Source organism: Pantoea sp. B65, assembly GCF_047308185.1.
In the GTDB taxonomy this organism is placed as follows: domain Bacteria; phylum Pseudomonadota; class Gammaproteobacteria; order Enterobacterales; family Enterobacteriaceae; genus Erwinia.
The window spans coordinates 448769-466993 of the sequence record NZ_JAHXPU010000036.1 but is presented as its reverse complement, the minus strand read 5'-3'; the positions used below and the strand labels follow the sequence as shown (position 1 = coordinate 466993).

The window sequence follows — 18225 nt, the reverse complement described above, 5'->3', positions numbered from 1 at the left end:
ATGCGTAAATCACTTATTCTTCGCGCAGCATTTTCCCTGCTGCTTACCGTCAGTTCGCTGGCGTCTGCGGATCGCATCCGTGACCTGACAACGGTGCAGGGGGTACGCGACAACTCGCTGATCGGCTACGGTCTGGTGGTCGGGCTTGACGGTACTGGCGACCAGACAACACAGACGCCTTTTACCACGCAGTCGTTGAGCAATATGTTGTCACAGCTGGGTATTACCGTACCGGCAGGCACCAATATGCAGTTGAAAAACGTTGCGGCAGTAATGCTGACGGCAAAATTACCTGCATTTGGTCGTCAGGGACAGCAGATAGATGTGGTGGTCTCCTCAATGGGGAACGCTAAGAGTTTACGTGGCGGCACTTTGCTGATGACGCCACTGAAAGGCGTCGACAATCAAATCTATGCTTTGGCGCAGGGCAATATTCTGGTGGGGGGCGCCGGAGCCTCAGCGGGTGGCAGCAGCGTGCAGGTCAATCAGCTGAACGGCGGCCGTATCACCGGTGGTGCCACCATTGAACGTGAACTGCCAACCACCTTCGGTACAGCTAATGTTATTAATCTGCAACTGAACGAAGAAGATTTCACCATGGCGCAGCGTATCAGTGATGCGATTAACAGCCGTGGTGGTTTTGGTTCGGCTCAGGCGCTGGATGCACGTACCGTGCAGGTACGGACTAGCGCTAATAACAGTACGCAAGTGCGCTTGCTGTCAGAAATCCAGAATATTGAAGTCTCGATTCCAATTCAGGATGCGAAAGTGATTATCAACTCGCGTACCGGCTCGGTGGTAATGAACCGCGAGGTGACGCTGAATACCTGTGCGATTGCGCAGGGCAATTTGTCGGTGACGGTCAATCAGTCACAGAATGTCAGTCAGCCAAATACGCCGCTGGCGGGTGGTCAGACGGTGGTGACGCCACAAACCCAGATCGATTTACGGCAGGAAGGCGGCGCGCTGCAGCGGGTTAATGCCAGCGCCAACCTGAATAACGTGGTACGTGCGCTAAATGCGCTGGGTGCTACACCGATGGACCTGATGTCAATCCTGCAGTCGATGCAGAGTGCCGGTTGCTTACGCGCCAAACTGGAAATTATCTGATGAACGACTCGCAATCGCTGATGAATGCGGCTTACGACAGTCGGTCGCTTAACGAACTGAAACGTCAGGCTGGCAATGATCCGAAAGGTAAAGCGTTGCAGGTAGCGAAACAGGTTGAAGGGATGTTTGTGCAGATGATGCTGAAAAGCATGCGTGACGCATTGCCTCAGGATGGCATGCTCAATACCTCGCAGACGCGCATGTATACCTCAATGTACGATCAGCAGGTTGCGCAGCAAATTGGTGCGCGAGGTCTGGGGTTGGCGGATACCATTGTGAAGCAGATGACTCCGGCGGAGGCGCCGGATGAGTCTGCCGGAACGCAGCCGATGATGCTGGAGAAAGGCTTTTTCACCAACCTGCCCTCAATGGAACTGGAGCGTATGGTGCGTCGTGCCGTACCGAAGCTGCCGGAATCGTCATCTGTGATGAGGCTTAGCGGCGACAGTAGCGATTTTATCGCCAGCCTGACGCAACCGGCGCAGCAGGCCAGCGCCGCCAGCGGCATCCCCCATCATTTAATTCTGGCCCAGGCGGCACTGGAATCCGGCTGGGGTCAGCGCCAGATTATGACGCGTGATGGTAAGCCAAGTTACAACCTGTTCGGCATTAAAGCTAATAGTAGCTGGCAGGGGGAAAAAACTGAAATTACCACCACCGAATATGAAAATGGCGTGGCGAAAAAAGTGCAGGCCAATTTCCGCGTTTACAATTCTTACGCCGAAGCGTTGACCGATTACGTCAATCTGTTAAGCAGTAATCCGCGTTATGCCGCCGTGGCAAATGCCAGTACCGCTGAGCAGGGTGCCATGGCGTTACAAGCCGCAGGCTATGCTACCGATCCAAAGTACGCCGATAAGCTGGTGGGAATGATCCAGCAATTCAAGAGTATGGGTGAAAAAGCAGTCAAGGCGTATAGCAGTGATTTAAGTACGTTGTTCTGATTTTTTTCTCAAGTTTTACTTAAGAACGCCGATAACAATTACATGCCGGGGAGGGAGAAAACGCTTCCCGGCAACCGTTTGATCTGATGCCGGCCCGAACATTGTACGGGATAATGAGGAACCGACATGTCCAGCTTAATAAATTCCGCCATGAGCGGCCTGAGCGCAGCCCAGTCAGCGCTGAGCACAACAAGTAATAATATCAGTAACTATACGGTCGCAGGATATTCTCGTCAGACTACGGTGTTATCTCAGGCTGCAAGTACGCTTATCGGCAACTCTTATTACGGTAATGGTGTGTCGGTAACCAGCATCAACCGTGAATATGATGAATTCATCACTACGCAATTACGCGGTGCTACGGCCAGCAGCAGTGCTATCAGTACCCAATACAGTCAGATTTCCAATATCGACGATATGTTGGCCAGTACAACCAGCAATCTTTCGAGTTCGCTGGAAGATTTCTTCACAAGCCTGCAGAACGTGGTCAGTAATGCTGATGACTCTGCCGCGCGTCAAACCCTGCTGGGACAAGCGGATGCGTTGGTAAACCAGTTTCAGAGCACTGACACCTATCTACGCAATATGGAAAGTAGCGTCAATACATCCATCAGTTCCAACGTGGATCAAATCAATAGTTATGCGGAACAGATTGCCTATCTTAATAAGCAAATCGGCAAGCTGACCAGCGCCGGATCTGGCGCATCGCCAAATAACTTGCTTGATCAACGTGACCAGCTGGTTACAGAGCTGAATGAGATTGTGGGCGTTACCGTTTCACAGCAGGATGGCAGCTATAACATTTCTATCGGCAACGGTATTACGCTGGTGACCGGTGACACGACCAGGCAGCTTGTCGCGATGTCGTCCAGCAGCGACCCAACCAAGACTACCGTAGGTTATGTCGATAAAACCGCAGGTAACATTGAGATTTCTGAGAGTCAGCTGACTAGCGGTTCGTTGGGTGGCCTGCTGGCTTTCCGTAGTGAAGATCTGACCAATGCGCGTAACAGTCTGGGACAACTGGCACTGGCCTTTGCCGATAGTTTCAATACCCAACATGAAGCGGGTATCGACAGTAACGGTGACGCCGGGGAAGCTTTTTTCTCCATTGGATCGCCGACAGCAGTCAGTAACAGTAAAAATACCTCTGCGACGACTTTAAGCGTGCAATGGACCGATTCTACCGCTGTACAGGCAACAGATTATCGTGTGACATATGACGGTACTAGCTGGAATGTCACCCGTCTGTCTGACAATACCACCGTGACGCCGACCATGGGGACTGATTCTGGTACCGGTGAAACCACATTAAGTTTTGATGGCTTACAGGTCAATGTCAGTGGCACGGCGGCAGCCAAAGATAGCTTTATTGTTAAACCGGTTTCCGATGTCATTGTCAGCATGGATGTGGAAGTTACCGATGAAGCAAAGGTTGCAGCAGCGTCGGAAGCGGATGCTGCCAGTGATAACCGGAATGCGCAGTTACTGCTTGATTTACAGTCTGCAAATTTGGTTAGTGGCAATAAAACCCTGAGTACAGCATATGCCAGTCTGGTGAGTACTATTGGTAATAAAACCAGCTCACTGGAAAGTACCAGCGCTACCCAGGAAAGCGTGGTGACACAGCTGACTGAGCGTCAACAGTCGGTCTCTGGCGTCAGCCTCGATGAAGAGTATGTCAATCTGCAGGCATTCCAGCAGTACTACCTGGCGAATGCGCAGGTGCTGCAAGCAGCCCAGACGATCTTTGACGCACTGATCAATATTCGTTAATAAAATTTTATAAGGATTAACGGCCATGCGCATCAGCACCAGCATGATTTACGATCAACAGTTAAAAGGCATTAGCGATGCCCAGGCTGCCTGGATGAAGGTAGGGGAGCAACTTTCCACCGGTAAGCGGGTGATTAACCCGTCAGACGATCCTATTGCCGCGTCACAGGCGGTCGTGTTGTCGCAGTCGCAGTCACAAAGCGGCCAGTTCGCGCTGGCGCGTACTTTTGCTACTTCGAGTATTTCGCTGGAAGAGAGTACCTTGTCCAGTGTTACCAGCGGGATTCAGGATGCGCAAACGGTGATTGTGTATGCCGGAAACGGTACCCTTAGCGATGATGACCGTGAATCGCTGGCGACGCAGCTGGAAGGTATCCGCGATCAGTTACTAAACCTTGCTAATACCACTGACGGTAACGGGCGTTATATTTTTGCCGGTTACAAAAGTGATACACCACCATTTGATGATAGTACCGGTTCGGTAGAATACGTGGGTGGTGACGAAGAGATCACCCAAAAAGTCGATGCCAGCCGCACCATGACCGTAGGTCATACCGGTAGCGATGTATTTATGTCGATTACCAGTAACGCCGTGGTTGAACCTGATGGGAGCACTAGCGAAACTAACCTGTTTGATATGCTGGACTCGGCGATTGACGCACTGCGTACGCCGTTGGCCGATGCCGATGACGCCACTAAACAACAGGTATCCGATGCTATTGATAAAACTAACCGTGGGTTACGTAACTCGCTAAACAACGTGCTGACCGTACGTTCAGAATTGGGCACTCAACTGAGCGAACTGGAAAACCTCGATTCGCTTGGCGACGATCGGGATTTGATCTATAGCACTCAGATGAGCGACCTGGTAGATGCCGATGTTGCCAGCACCATTTCATCGTATACGATGCAGCAGGCTGCATTGCAGGCCTCTTATCAGACATTTAGTGATATGTCCGGCATGTCGCTGTTCCAGATTAACTCGTAAGTCTTCATCCTGATTTGAACGCACTTAAACCGGGTGCGTTCACTTTGTCCCGTTACCACTCTCACCAGCGGTTAACGGGATTTTTTTATCTGCTGCGCGCTGAACCCGGTTGCCGGGGGGGCAATAGCAGAGTGTTTCCATGGTGTTGCTGGTAGCATAACAACGCCTTGCGAAATAACAGTATGCCAGGCTATGGTTTTAATATGCCGCTTATTTTATCCAGTATTCCCGATATAAATCCTTTGCGCGCATTACTGTCGTGGTTAAATTTTATTTCCCGCGTATGCCTGGCGTTTATTTGATAGCCAAAACGTGGGATGGTGATAATCATATCCTGCAGGCCAATAGAGGCCAGTGATTTTCTTAATAAATAAATTTTCTGAATCAGCGCGGGTTCATAATTAATCTGACTGTTGCATTTTCCCCAGATAAGCGCAATCAGTTGATCCTTATGTAGCGGTTGCCATAATTCAGTTTGCAGTAACGCTTCAAAACAGCGGCTTTGCGTCTGCGTGAGGGTAAGGCTGGCCTGATTGCGACAGGTGAATGTCCTGCTCCTCATATCATATTCAATCGTATTGGTTATCTGCACTTTCGTCATATCTGCCTCCATTTATTACTACGACGGGTTATATTCCATATAACCGTTCCTGATAAAACAGTGACTATTGGTAATACGCCGCGCTCCATCGTCATGGCTAAGTGTATTATTACCATGCAAATTATTGATCAATCGGTTGAGCGTAAACCGGACGGCACGGGCAGTCACTCCAGCGGAGTGCTGCAGTCAATATTTCGCCTGCTGTGGTTGATTAAAAATAACAATGCATATAAAACGAGTAAAGAAAATTATCCATAAATAATATCGTGGCAAAGCAGGTGTTGTTTGTGATGTTGTTTGTGATGTAATAGATTAAAGTTGTATTTTACGGTTTTGAAATGCCAGTGAATAATTTTTAACGGCTGAGGGTTTTATTGCTGCATGCCGCACTAACATAAACATGGTTTGCTCAAGCGTGCAGCAAGCGACAGATAAAAAAGCACCCTGGCAGCATAACGCTGGCAGGGTGCTGATAAACGTAAGCCCGGAGTCGTCCGGGCTTTAGCGCGGGGCTTAAGGCTTGGTCGCCGGTGCCGTCGCCTGATGTGTTGCAGCGTGCGCACCGGCAGCGCCTTTACCTTCAAAGGCGAAGTCAGGGCGAACCCAGTCACTGTGACGCACTGGCTCTGGCTGCCACTCTGGCGCCGGTGCTTTGGTCATCGGCGCCGTAGCGTGATGTTTCCATTTCACATGGCGGGTATTGGCGGCGTCAGCCAGTGGCGCAATAAGCTCATCACGTGCCGCAACCGGCGCATGTGGCTCACTGACAGCAACAGCAGGCGTTGCGGTGTCCACCGCCGGTGCTTCAGATGCAACCGCAGCGGTTACTTCTTCCACCTGCGCGGCAATCTCTTCGCTGACGTCAGCGACGTGCTCGCTGGCGATCTCGCTGACGGCGACGTCGGCTGGCTGTGGCGCCTCTTCAAACACTTTTGGCGCCTGTTCAGCTGCTTCCAGAGCTTCGGCAACCGCTTTGCTGGCTTCGTCAGCGGGCTGTGCTTCAGCTGCGGTTTGCGCGGCAACCGCTTCATCGGCAACGGCAATCACGGCGGGTTCTTCGTCTACGGCTGTGTCAATCGCGGCGGTTTGTGCCGTTTCAACCAGCGTGACTTCAGGTTCAGCCAGTAGCTGTGGTTCCACTTCCGTCACGTCCTGCTCAGTATTGACGCTTTCAGCATTGACGCTCTCAGCATTGACGCTCTCAGCATTGACGCTCTCAGCGCTGATGCTCGCGGCATCGCTCTCAGGCAGGACGCTGGCTGCTGCCATTGGCGCTTGTTGCTGCTGATCGGTCGCTTCGCCGGGGGTTTCAACCTCTGCCGGCTCTTCTGCTTCCGGCGCCTGTGCTACCGGATAGCTAATCCACACTTTCCCGGAGGCCATTTCAGGTGATGCGGCGGCAAAACCAAGCGGCATTGGTGACTGCGACGGGTAACGCTCATCACGGTAACGGCGACGGCGCTGGCCACTGACGCGCAGATGACGCGGTGAACGACGGGAGCGACGTGGCATGCTGTCACGGCTTTCTGCTTCGTCCTGCTCATCGGCTGCGGCTTCCACTGGCGCAGGTAGCACCGGAAGTTCCGGCAGTTCAGACTGGAGCGGCAATTCAGCTTCGGCTGCGGCCGGAGTTGCTGCCGGAGCGGCGGCGGCAGATTCGGATTCGAAACGGACTTTCTGGCTCAGCTGGCGCGGTTTACGACGCGGCATTACCTGTACGTTCTCTTCGATCTCTGCAACTTCTGCGGCCGGGGCAATAACCGCTTCCTCTGCAACTTCAGCCAGCGGCTCATCGCTTTTCACTTCCTGCTGCTGCAGACGTTTCTCGTCCTGACGGCGACGCTGACGCTCTGCGCGCTGTTCGCGACGCTGTTGCTGCTGCTCGTCACGCTGCTGGGCACGCGCTTCATCTGTTTGCGCCGGTTGCAGATCCTCGCGTGGCTCTGCTACTGCCGCGGCAGGGCGTTTATTGCGACGATTGTCCTCGCGGCCTTCACGTCCTTCACGGTTATCACGATTTTCGCCATTGCGATCGCGATTGCTGCGTTCACCACGTTCACCATTGCGCTCACCACGTTCACCGCTACGTTCACCATTGCGATCGCGACGATTGTTGTTATTCCGGCGGTTATTGCGACGATCGCTCCGTTGCGGCGTCGCTTCGGCGTCAGCGGCCGTTTCTGGTTCACTGGCGACCGGTGCTGCCTGCGCACTGCTGCTGGTCTCTTCAGCGGCAAACAGTTTTTTCAGGCCGCCGATCAGACGGCTGAACAGACCCGGCTGAGCCGGAGCTGCGGCGCTGGCTGGCGCTACGGCCACTGGCTGCGTTTCGCTAACCGCCAGGCTGCTTTCCTGCGGTGCCGGAGGCGCATCAGGCATCACAAAAGCAGCCAGTGCGGGTTGTTCAGGACGTTTACGCTCCGCATGCTCCTCTTCCGAAGGCAGAGCCATTTCGGCTTCATGCAGTTTCGGCAGGTGGTAGCTAAGCGTTTGTGTCTCTTCACCGTTGCGCACGCGCAGTACGGAGTAGTGCGGGGTTTCCATCTGATCGTTAGGCACGATGATGGCGCGCACACCGCCTTGGCGTTTTTCAATCGCACTGACCGCATCACGTTTTTCATTCAGCAGGTAAGAGGCGATTTGCACCGGAACGATGGCATGAACTTCTTTGGTGTTCTCTTTCAGCGACTCTTCTTCAATCAGCCGCAGAATGGAGAGTGACAGCGATTCGTTATCACGGATGGTACCGGTGCCGCTACAGCGCGGGCAGACGTGATGGCTGGATTCACCCAGTGACGGGCTGAGACGCTGACGCGACATCTCCAGCAGGCCGAAGCGCGAAATATGGCTGATCTGAATGCGTGCGCGATCCTGGCGCACCGCTTCACGCAGGCGGTTTTCTACCGCGCGCTGATGGCGTACCGGCGTCATATCGATAAAGTCGATAACGATCAGGCCGCCAAGGTCACGCAGACGCAGCTGGCGGGCAATTTCATCCGCCGCTTCGAGGTTGGTATTAAACGCCGTCTCTTCGATGTCGCCGCCGCGGGTGGCGCGCGCGGAGTTAATGTCGATGGCGGTCAGCGCTTCGGTAGTATCGATAACGATAGAACCGCCTGATGGCAGACGCACTTCACGCTGGAAGGCGGACTCAATCTGCGATTCAATCTGGTAGTGACTGAACAGCGGAATTTCACCGGTGTACAGTTTAATTTTGCTGCTGAAATCCGGACGACCCAGCGCGGCGATATGCTGGCGTGCCAGCTCCAGCACTTTAGGGTTGTCGATCAGGATTTCGCCAATGTCCTGGCGCAGATAGTCACGGAAAGCACGCACGATAACGTTGCTTTCCTGATGGATCAGAAACGGAGCAGGGCGGTTTTCGGCGGCTTTCTTAATCGCTTCCCAGTGCTTCATTCGGAAGCTGAGGTCCCACTGCAGCGCTTCGGCAGATTTGCCGACGCCGGCGGTGCGGACGATCAGACCCATGCCATCCGGCAGTTCCAGTGAAGAGAGCGCTTCTTTTAGCTCGGTACGGTCGTCACCTTCGATACGGCGCGAAATACCGCCTGCACGCGGGTTGTTTGGCATCAGTACCAGATAACTGCCCGCCAGACTGATAAAGGTGGTTAAGGCTGCGCCTTTATTACCCCGTTCTTCTTTATCAATCTGAACGATCACTTCCTGACCTTCACGCAGCACATCTTTGATGTTTGGACGGCCGTGGGAATTGTAGTTAGCAGGAAAATATTCGCGGGAGATTTCTTTCAGGGGAAGAAAACCATGTCTTTCAGCACCGTAATCGACGAATGCGGCTTCAAGACTGGGTTCAATGCGGGTGATCTTACCTTTATAGATGTTGGCCTTTTTCTGTTCGTGTCCCGGACTTTCAATATCCAGATCGTACAGCCGTTGTCCATCAACCAGGGCAACACGCAACTCCTCCTGTTGAGTTGCGTTTATCAACATTCTTTTCATCGTAACTTACTCATTATTCTTACATTAGTGACAAAGCTACGGGCATGGTAACGCTGGACGACCAATAACCGATGGCCCCGTGTCTGTTCGCAAAGTCGTCAACCTCACGGTTGTCGCCTGCTAAGGGGCGCAAATTCACGGTAGCCTGTTTTTCATACGGAAAAAACAGCGCTTTTATAAGGGGAACCACTACTGAATTACCAGAAAGAGTCAATCCCATCTTATCGTCCAGGCTGCAACCCGCAGCCCGCTAAATGCCTGATTTCACAATACGTCTTACGCCATTGCTGCGTGTATGTGCCATCCGGCAAAATTCCTTTATTTCGTTATACCCGCGCTTATTGACGCTGCAGCGGTGTTACCAGCATTCAGACAGACGGCATAAATGCCATCTTTATACGATTCCCGCATGCCAGGGAGCCAATAATGACCGCCACTTACCGGGAACCGTTCTCTTGCTGCCGTGCTGCAATTTCAATTACTTTGGGTATAAATATACTTGTTTTAACAAGGTAGAGCGTGAAAAAACGCTAGCATTATTCCATTGCTAACCTTGTTATAGCAAGGTTACTTTTACCGCCTTGAGAAGTTTATTCCAGCTTTATTGCGCGTTTTCTGGCAGTTGTAAGAAAACCGTATAAAAAGCGCTCATATAGCGTACTTAACCAGACAGACTGTCAGTTAAGCACAGAAAAAGAGGTGGCGCTATTATCACTCACTATTTAGAATCGCCGACCATGAAAACCAATACGCCATCCGTTAAAATTATTGCCATCTCCGCTGATGAAGCGGGGCAGCGCATCGACAACTTTTTACGCACCCATCTGAAAGGGGTGCCTAAAAGTATGATTTACCGCATTGTGCGCAAGGGCGAGGTGCGGGTTAACAAAAAACGCATCAAACCTGAGTATAAGCTGGAAGCAGGAGATGAAGTGCGTATCCCGCCGGTGCGCGTCGCCGAACGGGAGGAGGACGCGGTTTCGCCCAAACTGGCGAAGGTGGCGTCGCTGGCCGCTGCCATCCTGTACGAGGATGAGCATATTCTGGTGATGAACAAACCGTCGGGTACCGCCGTACATGGCGGCAGCGGTTTGAGTTTCGGCGTAATTGAAGGGCTGCGTGCTTTGCGCCCGGAAGCGCGCTTCCTTGAACTGGTGCACCGTCTCGACCGCGATACATCCGGTATTTTGCTGGTGGCGAAAAAACGTTCGGCATTACGTGCGCTGCATGAACAGCTGCGCGAAAAAGGCATGCAGAAGGATTATCTGGCGCTGGTGCGCGGGCAGTGGCCTGCGCATCTGAAAGTGGTCCAGGCGCCGTTGCTAAAAAATATTCTGCAAAGCGGCGAACGGATGGTGCGTGTCAGCAGCGAAGGCAAAGCGTCGGAAACGCGCTTTAAGGTGGAAGAACGTTATCAATTCGCCACGCTGGTGAAAGCCAGTCCGGTGACCGGGCGTACGCACCAGATCCGTGTGCATACGCTACATGGCGGTCATCCGATTGCTTTTGATGACCGCTATGGCGATCGCGATTTTGATCGTCAGCTGGCGGCAACCGGGCTTAAGCGTCTGTTTTTGCATGCGGCGGCGCTGCGTTTTACCCATCCTAATACCGGCGAGGTGATGCGGGTAGAAGCGCCGCTTGACGACGATTTAAAGCGCTGTCTGGCGGTGTTGCGTAATACATAAAGAATATCTGCCCCCCGGCTGTAGGGGAGCCATTAATGGCTCCCGTTCCGATGGCGGCAGCCGTGCAAACCCTTGGCACAGGCGGCATAAATGCCGCCCCTACAGGGGAATATCTGCTCCCGTCCCGATGGCGGCAGCCGTGCAAGCCATTGATACGGGCGGCGGAATATCTGCACCCCGGCTGTAGGGGAGCCATTTATGGCTCCCGTGCTGCATGAAACGCCGGGCGGATTAACGGATCCATCCCCGCCGCGCGCAGCATCCCACATAGCGCAATCAGCGGTAACCCTACCAGGGTATTGGGGTCGCGCCCTTCCAGCCGTTCGAACAGGGTAATGCCCAGACCTTCACTTTTAAAGCTGCCGGCACAGTTCAGCGGCTGCTCTCTGGCCACATAAGCGACAATTTCTTCGTCGCTTAAGTGGCGAAAATGAACGGTAAAGGTTTCACACTGCAGGGTTATCTGCTGTCGTTGGCCTGACCAGAGCGCCAGTCCGGTATAAAAAATAACAGATTGTCCGCTCGCCTGACGTAATTGTGCGCAGGCATTCTGCTCCGTATGCGGTTTGCCGGTTATTTGTCCTCTTAATACGCAAACCTGATCGCTGCCGATTATCAGCGCGTCCGGGTAGCGATCGGACAGCGCCCGAGCTTTGGCCGCAGCCAGGCGCGAGACCAGCTGTGGCGCGCTTTCACCGGCTTGCGGCGTCTCATCGACCTGCGGCGCTGCGGTAATAAACGGCAATCCCAGCTTATTTAACAACCCCTCGCGAAACGGAGAAGTAGAGGCTAAAACCAATTTAGTCATAATTTTTTGCGGAATATATAGCGAATCGGATAAAGGCATTTTAAACTATGCGCCGCACTGGATGCGAATAATGGGTGAAAGATGCTGTTAAACGGCCTTTTTCTTTGACTCTACGTCGTTACAAAGATAATATGCGCGCCCTATGCAAAAGGTAAAATTACCCCTGACTCTTGACCCGGTACGTACGGCTCAAAAACGCCTTGATTATCAGGGCATCTACACCCCTGAACAGGTGGAGCGTGTTGCCGAGTCGGTGGTCAGTGTGGACAGTGATGTGGAATGTACTCTATCGTTCGCGATCGACAACCAGCGTCTCGCGGTGCTGAATGGCACGGCTGATGTTGCTGTAACCTTGTCGTGTCAGCGTTGCGGAAAGTCATTTCCTCACGAGGTTCACATAACGTATTGTTTTAGTCCGGTGGTCAATGACGATCAGGCTGAAGCACTGCCGGAAGCGTACGAGCCGATCAACGTCAACGAGTTTGGCGAGATTGATCTGCTGGCATTAGTTGAAGATGAAATCATCCTCGCATTGCCGGTCGTTCCGGTTCATGATTCTGAACACTGTGAAGTGTCCGAGGCGGACATGGTTTTTGGCGTATTGCCTGCAGAGGCGGAGAAACCAAACCCATTTGCCGTATTAGCCAGTTTAAAGCGTAAGTAATAGGAGTAAGGTCCATGGCCGTACAACAGAATAAACCAACCCGTTCCAAGCGTGGCATGCGTCGCTCACACGATGCTCTGACCACTACCACTCTTTCCGTAGACAAAGTTTCTGGCGAAACTCATCTGCGTCACCACATCACTGCGGACGGTTACTACCGCGGTCGCAAGGTCATCGCTAAGTAATTCTTGCGGTCACGCAAGGCGATACTTTGACACGTTTGACCCTGGCGATAGATGCCATGGGCGGGGACTTCGGTCCCTGCGTGACAGTGCCTGCCGCAATGCAGGCACTGGCCTCTAATTCGCAACTGCATCTTCTTCTGGTCGGTGACCCCGACAAAATCTCGACATCACTTGCCAAAGCTGATTCCGCTTTACAGGAGCGTCTGCAGATTATTCCTGCCGAATCGGTTATTGCCAGTGATGCTAAGCCGTCTCAGGCCATCCGCAACAGTCGCGGAAGCTCAATGCGCATCGCGCTGGAGCTGGTTAAAGAGGGCAAGGCGCAGGCCTGTATCAGCGCCGGAAATACCGGTGCGTTAATGGGGCTGGCAAAATTATTACTTAAACCGCTGGAAGGTATTGAGCGTCCGGCGCTGATGACGGTACTGCCTAACCAGTTGCACGGCAAGACTGTGGTACTGGACCTCGGCGCGAATGTCGAGTGTGATAGCGCTATGCTGGTGCAGTTTGCCATCATGGGGGCGGTTATGGCGGAGCAGGTGCTTGAAGTGCCGAATCCGCGCGTCGCATTGCTGAATATCGGCGAGGAAGAGACCAAGGGGCTGGACAGGATCCGCGACGCCGCAGCCATTCTGCGGGCGTCGCCAGATATCAACTATATTGGTTACGTTGAAGGTAATGACCTTCTGACCGGTAAAACGGATGTCTTAGTCTGCGATGGTTTCACCGGTAACGTCACGCTAAAGACGATGGAAGGCGTGGTAAGAATGTTCCTTTCGCTGTTGAAATCACCGGGCGAAGGCAACAAAAGGGCGTGGTGGATGACATTGCTCGGGCGTTGGTTAAAGAAACGTCTGGCGAAACGCTTTGGTCACCTCAACCCCGACCAGTACAATGGCGCTTGTCTGTTAGGATTACGGGGCACCGTAATTAAGAGCCACGGCGCAGCGAATCAACGCGCATTTGCTGTGGCGATACAACAGGCAGAGCAGGCGGTGCGGCGGCAAGTTCCTGAGCGAATTGCCGCCCGCCTAGAGGCTGTATTACCTAAGAGTGACTGAGCGTACATGTATACGAAGATTATCGGTACGGGCAGCTATTTGCCCGAACAGGTGCGGACTAACGCCGATCTGGAAAAAATGGTGGATACGTCGGACGAGTGGATTGTCACCCGCACCGGAATTCGTGAACGCCGCATTGCCGGTCCGGATGAGACCGTAGCCACGATGGGCTTCCACGCCGCAGAGCGCGCGCTGGAGATGGCTGGCGTTGATAAAAATGAGATCGGGCTGATTATTGTCGCCACTACCTCATCGAGCCATGCTTTCCCGAGTTCGGCTTGTATGATTCAGCAAATGCTGGGCATTGATGATGCGGCAGCGTTCGACCTGGCTGCCGCCTGCGCAGGTTTTACCTATGCGCTGAGCGTGGCCGATCAATATATTAAAAACGGCGCCGTCAAACAGGCGCTGGTCATCGGGGCCGATGCGCTGGCGCGTACGCTGGATCCGCAAGATCGTGGCACCATTATTCTGTTTGGCGATGGCGCCGGTGCGGTGGTGCTTGGCGCCAGCACTGAGCCGGGTATTATCTCTACCCATCTCCATGCTGATGGGCGTTATGGCGAGCTGTTAAAGCTGCCATATCAGGATCGGGCTAACCAGCAGCAGGCGCCCTATCTGTCGATGGCGGGCAACGAAGTGTTTAAAGTGGCGGTGACCGAGCTGGCGCACATCGTTGAGGAAACGCTGCAATCGAACAATCTTGACCGTGAAGCCCTTGACTGGCTGGTGCCGCATCAGGCTAACCTGCGCATTATCAGCGCCACCGCCCGCAAACTGGGAATGGGCATGGAGAAAGTGGTGGTGACCCTTGATCGTCACGGCAACACCTCTGCGGCTTCGGTACCGGCGGCGCTGGACGAAGCGGTGCGTGACGGGCGTATTCAACGCGGTCAGCTGATTCTGCTGGAAGCTTTTGGTGGCGGCTTCACCTGGGGCTCGGCGCTGGTTCGTTTTTGATTAACAGGAACTTATGATGACGCAATTTGCAATGGTATTCCCGGGACAGGGTTCTCAGACCGTCGGCATGCTGGCCGACCTCGCTGTGGAAAATCCAGCGGTTGAGAGCACTTTCCGTGAAGCTTCCGCTGCGCTGGGTTATGATCTGTGGCAGTTAACTCAGCAGGGTCCTGCTGAAGAGCTGAACAAAACCTGGCAAACTCAGCCGGCTCTGCTGGCTGCCTCGGTAGCGATCTATCGTGTCTGGCAGGCCAAAGGCGGCAAAGCGCCAACAATGATGGCCGGTCACAGTTTGGGTGAATATTCTGCTTTAGTCTGTGCAGGCGTGCTGGATTTCGCTGAAGCGATCAAGCTGGTTGAACTGCGCGGTAAGCTGATGCAGGAAGCGGTGCCGGAAGGCACTGGCGCGATGCAGGCGATTATCGGTCTTGACGATGCCGCCATTCAGCAGGCTTGCGCAGAGTCAGCGCAGGGGCAGGTGGTTTCGCCGGTCAACTTTAACTCACCGGGTCAGGTGGTGATTGCCGGTAACAAAGAAGCGGTTGAACGTGCCGGAGCAGCCTGTAAAGCCGCTGGCGCAAAACGTGCGCTGCCGCTGCCGGTTAGCGTGCCGTCGCACTGTGCGTTAATGAAGCCTGCCGCTGATAAACTGGCGCTAGCGCTGGAGAGCATTACTTTTAATGCGCCGGCGTTCCCGGTGGTGAATAACGTTGATGTGAAATGTGAAACCTCGCCAGAGGCGATTCGCAGCGCGTTAGTGCGCCAGTTGTACAGTCCGGTGCGTTGGACCGGTTGCGTCGAATATATGGCAGCGCAGGGCGTGACTTCGCTGCTGGAAGTGGGGCCGGGTAAAGTATTGACCGGTCTGACTAAACGTATTGTTGACACCCTGACAGCGGCGGCGGTAAATGACCAGGCCAGTCTGTCAGCGGCTATTGAGCAATAACACGAGGAAGAACATGAGCTTCGAAGGTAAAATTGCGCTGGTAACCGGTGCCAGTCGCGGCATTGGCCGTGCTATTGCGGAAACGCTGGCTGCGCGCGGCGCCAAAGTTGTCGGCACCGCGACCAGTCAGAGTGGCGCAGAAGCCATTAGCGCGTATTTGGCTGCTAACGGTAAAGGCATGCTGCTGAACGTTACCGACCCGGCCTCAATTGAGAGCGTGTTGGAAAATATTCGTGCTGAATTTGGCGAAGTGGATATTTTAGTCAATAATGCTGGCATTACGCGTGATAATCTTCTGATGCGTATGAAGGACGATGAGTGGCAGGATATTCTGGACACCAATCTGACTTCGGTATTCCGCCTTTCTAAGGCGGTAATGCGCGCGATGATGAAAAAACGCGTGGGCCGTATCATTACTATCGGTTCTGTAGTTGGAACCATGGGTAATGCGGGCCAGGCAAACTACGCTGCAGCAAAAGCGGGTTTGATCGGCTTCAGCAAGTCACTGGCGCGTGAAATCGCGTCACGTGGCATTACCGTTAACGTTGTGGCTCCGGGCTTTATTGAGACGGACATGACGCGTGCGCTGAGTGAAGATCAGCGTTCGGGCATTCTGGCGGAAGTGCCTGCGGGTCGCCTCGGCGATGCTCAGGAAATCGCCAATGCAGTGGCATTTTTAGCCTCTGACGAGGCAGCATACATCACTGGTGAAACGCTGCACGTCAATGGCGGAATGTATATGGTCTGATAATCACGAAAATTATTTGCGTTATTTGCGGTAAAAGCCGCAAAATAGCGTAAAATCGTGGTTTGACCAGCCGGGATTTAGTTGCATCTTTTTCAACATTTTATACACTACGAAAACCATCGCGAAAGCGAGTTTTGATAGGAAATTTAATAGTATGAGCACTATCGAAGAACGCGTTAAGAAAATCATTGGCGAGCAGCTTGGCGTTAAGCAGGAAGAAGTTGTTAACACTGCCTCTTTTGTAGAAGATCTGGGCGCTGATTCTCTTGATACCGTTGAGCTGGTAATGGCTCTGGAAGAAGAGTTCGACACTGAGATTCCGGATGAAGAAGCCGAGAAGATCACGACTGTTCAGGCTGCAATTGATTACATCAATAATCATCAGAGCTAATTGAACATCATCAGGCGGTCGCTCGACCGCCTGAGTTTTTTAGTACGTCCCACACAGTGTCAATATTTTCCCTCCCTGGAGGACGAACGTGTCTAAGCGTCGTGTAGTTGTGACCGGTCTTGGCATGTTGTCTCCTGTCGGCAATACCGTAGAGTCCACCTGGAGTGCTCTCCTTGCCGGTCAGAGTGGCATCAGCCTGATCGACCATTTTGATACTAGTGCCTACGCAACGCGCTTTGCTGGCTTAGTAAAGGATTTTAATTGTGATGAATTCATCTCGCGTAAAGAACAGCGCAAGATGGATGCCTTCATTCAATATGGAATTGTCGCTGGCATTCAGGCCATGCAGGATTCCGGTCTGGAAGTGACAGAAGAGAACGCTGGCCGTATTGGCGCAGCAATCGGTTCTGGTATTGGCGGTTTAGGTTTGATTGAAGATAACCACAGTTCACTGGTTAATGGTGGACCGCGCAAAATCAGTCCGTTTTTTGTTCCTTCTACCATCGTTAACATGATTGCCGGTCACCTGACAATTATGTATGGCCTGAAAGGCCCAAGTATTTCGATTGCTACCGCCTGTACTTCTGGCGTGCATAACATCGGCCACGCTGCGCGTATTATCGCTTACAACGATGCCGATGTGATGGTCGCGGGTGGTGCGGAGAAAGCCAGTACCCCACTGGGTATGGGTGGTTTTGGCGCAGCGCGTGCGTTGTCAACGCGTAACGATAATCCACAGGCGGCAAGCCGCCCGTGGGATAAAGATCGCGATGGCTTTGTGCTGGGCGATGGCGCAGGCATGGTAGTACTGGAAGAGTACGAGCATGCGAAAAAACGCGGCGCAAAAATCTATGCGGAAGTGGTTGGCTTCGGGATGAGTAGCGATGCTTATCATATGACGTCACCACCGGAAAATGGCGCGGGTGCCGCACTGGCGATGGAGAACGCACTGAAAGATGCGCAACTGTCTCCAGCACAAATTGGTTACGTAAACGCTCACGGGACTTCAACTCCGGCGGGTGATAAAGCGGAAACCCAGGCTGTGAAAACGGTATTCGGCGCTGCGGCGCGCAGTGTGATGGTCAGTTCGACCAAATCGATGACCGGTCACCTGTTGGGTGCGGCGGGCGCGGTTGAGTCTATTTACTCAATTCTCGCCATACGCGATCAGGTCGTGCCACCAACCATCAACCTGGATAACCCGGATGAAGGTTGCGATCTCGACTTTGTACCGCATACCGCACGTCAGGTGAGTAATCTGGAATATACCCTGTGTAACTCTTTCGGTTTCGGCGGCACCAACGGTTCCCTGATTTTCCGTAAAGTGTAATTCTGTGATTATTGCTACAGCGGAACGGCTTCCCGAAGTGGAAGCCG

At 53.2% G+C, this 18225-nt stretch carries 17 protein-coding genes; 14 read left to right on the top strand and 3 right to left on the bottom strand.

Translation table 11 applies throughout. From position 1 onward, the window contains the following. The 4 genes from JWF83_RS16345 (at position 1) to flgL (ending at position 4818) form a co-directional block, all read left to right on the top strand. Entirely contained in the window at positions 1-1110 is a 1110-nt protein-coding gene (locus JWF83_RS16345) for a flagellar basal body P-ring protein FlgI (RefSeq protein ID WP_413651445.1), read from the top strand. Beyond that, on the top strand, positions 1110-2054 hold the full coding sequence (flgJ, locus tag JWF83_RS16340) for a flagellar assembly peptidoglycan hydrolase FlgJ (RefSeq protein WP_413651444.1): 945 nt from the start codon (positions 1110-1112) through the stop codon (positions 2052-2054). The genes JWF83_RS16345 and flgJ overlap by 1 nt, the downstream gene beginning before the upstream one ends. A 126-nt stretch (positions 2055-2180) precedes the next feature. Next, complete coding sequence (gene flgK, locus JWF83_RS16335; RefSeq protein ID WP_413651443.1) at positions 2181-3830, top strand: flagellar hook-associated protein FlgK; 1650 nt, start codon at positions 2181-2183, stop codon at positions 3828-3830. Positions 3831-3855: 25 nt separating this feature from the next. Continuing rightward, positions 3856-4818, top strand: a complete 963-nt coding sequence (gene flgL, locus JWF83_RS16330; protein ID WP_413651442.1) for a flagellar hook-associated protein FlgL — start codon at positions 3856-3858, stop codon at positions 4816-4818. Between the two features lie 190 nt (positions 4819-5008). Here flgL and JWF83_RS16325 read toward each other — a convergent pair whose 3' ends face one another. After that, complete coding sequence (locus JWF83_RS16325) at positions 5009-5419, bottom strand: winged helix-turn-helix domain-containing protein (protein WP_413651441.1); 411 nt, start codon at positions 5417-5419, stop codon at positions 5009-5011. A 60-nt stretch (positions 5420-5479) separates the two neighbouring features. Between JWF83_RS16325 and JWF83_RS16320 the strand changes: the two genes are divergently transcribed. Further along, entirely contained in the window at positions 5480-5677 is a 198-nt protein-coding gene (locus JWF83_RS16320) for a hypothetical protein (RefSeq protein ID WP_413651440.1), read from the top strand. A 255-nt stretch (positions 5678-5932) separates the two neighbouring features. On the opposite strand, the gene rne is transcribed toward JWF83_RS16320, so the two are convergent. Then, positions 5933-9397, bottom strand: coding sequence for a ribonuclease E (gene rne / locus JWF83_RS16315; RefSeq protein WP_413651439.1), 3465 nt, complete (start codon positions 9395-9397; stop codon positions 5933-5935). Between the two features lie 737 nt (positions 9398-10134). Here rne and rluC point away from each other — a divergent pair. Continuing rightward, positions 10135-11085, top strand: coding sequence for a 23S rRNA pseudouridine(955/2504/2580) synthase RluC (gene rluC / locus JWF83_RS16310; protein WP_413651438.1), 951 nt, complete (start codon positions 10135-10137; stop codon positions 11083-11085). 196 nt (positions 11086-11281) lie between these two features. Here the strand turns inward: rluC and JWF83_RS16305 are convergent, their stop codons facing one another. Further along, on the bottom strand, positions 11282-11893 hold the full coding sequence (locus tag JWF83_RS16305) for a Maf family protein (protein ID WP_413651436.1): 612 nt from the start codon (positions 11891-11893) through the stop codon (positions 11282-11284). A gap of 142 nt (positions 11894-12035) precedes the next feature. Here JWF83_RS16305 and yceD point away from each other — a divergent pair, with 142 nt between their 5' ends. The 8 genes from yceD to fabF all read left to right on the top strand — a co-directional run bounded on the left by yceD (position 12036) and on the right by fabF (position 18178). After that, a complete protein-coding gene (gene yceD, locus JWF83_RS16300; RefSeq protein ID WP_413651434.1) occupies positions 12036-12557 on the top strand; it encodes a 23S rRNA accumulation protein YceD in 522 nt (173 codons plus the stop codon). 14 nt (positions 12558-12571) lie between these two features. Continuing rightward, positions 12572-12742, top strand: coding sequence for a 50S ribosomal protein L32 (gene rpmF, locus JWF83_RS16295; protein WP_013508656.1), 171 nt, complete (start codon positions 12572-12574; stop codon positions 12740-12742). A gap of 26 nt (positions 12743-12768) precedes the next feature. Then, the gene (plsX, locus tag JWF83_RS16290) at positions 12769-13803 is read left to right on the top strand and encodes a phosphate acyltransferase PlsX (protein ID WP_413651432.1); all 1035 of its coding nucleotides are present in this window, start codon (positions 12769-12771) and stop codon (positions 13801-13803) included. Positions 13804-13809: 6 nt separating this feature from the next. After that, positions 13810-14763, top strand: coding sequence for a beta-ketoacyl-ACP synthase III (locus tag JWF83_RS16285; protein ID WP_413651430.1), 954 nt, complete (start codon positions 13810-13812; stop codon positions 14761-14763). Between the two features lie 16 nt (positions 14764-14779). Next, positions 14780-15709 carry an ACP S-malonyltransferase gene (gene fabD, locus JWF83_RS16280; protein WP_413651509.1) on the top strand — a complete coding sequence of 310 codons (930 nt, stop codon included), beginning with the start codon at positions 14780-14782 and terminating at the stop codon, positions 15707-15709. Between the two features lie 13 nt (positions 15710-15722). Beyond that, positions 15723-16457, top strand: a complete 735-nt coding sequence (gene fabG, locus JWF83_RS16275) for a 3-oxoacyl-ACP reductase FabG (RefSeq protein ID WP_413651428.1) — start codon at positions 15723-15725, stop codon at positions 16455-16457. A 154-nt stretch (positions 16458-16611) separates the two neighbouring features. Beyond that, positions 16612-16848: an acyl carrier protein gene (acpP, locus tag JWF83_RS16270; RefSeq protein ID WP_052897872.1), complete on the top strand. Its 237-nt coding sequence runs from the start codon at positions 16612-16614 to the stop codon at positions 16846-16848. 88 nt (positions 16849-16936) lie between these two features. Beyond that, complete coding sequence (fabF, locus tag JWF83_RS16265) at positions 16937-18178, top strand: beta-ketoacyl-ACP synthase II (protein ID WP_413651426.1); 1242 nt, start codon at positions 16937-16939, stop codon at positions 18176-18178. Positions 18179-18225: the final 47 nt, after the last annotated feature.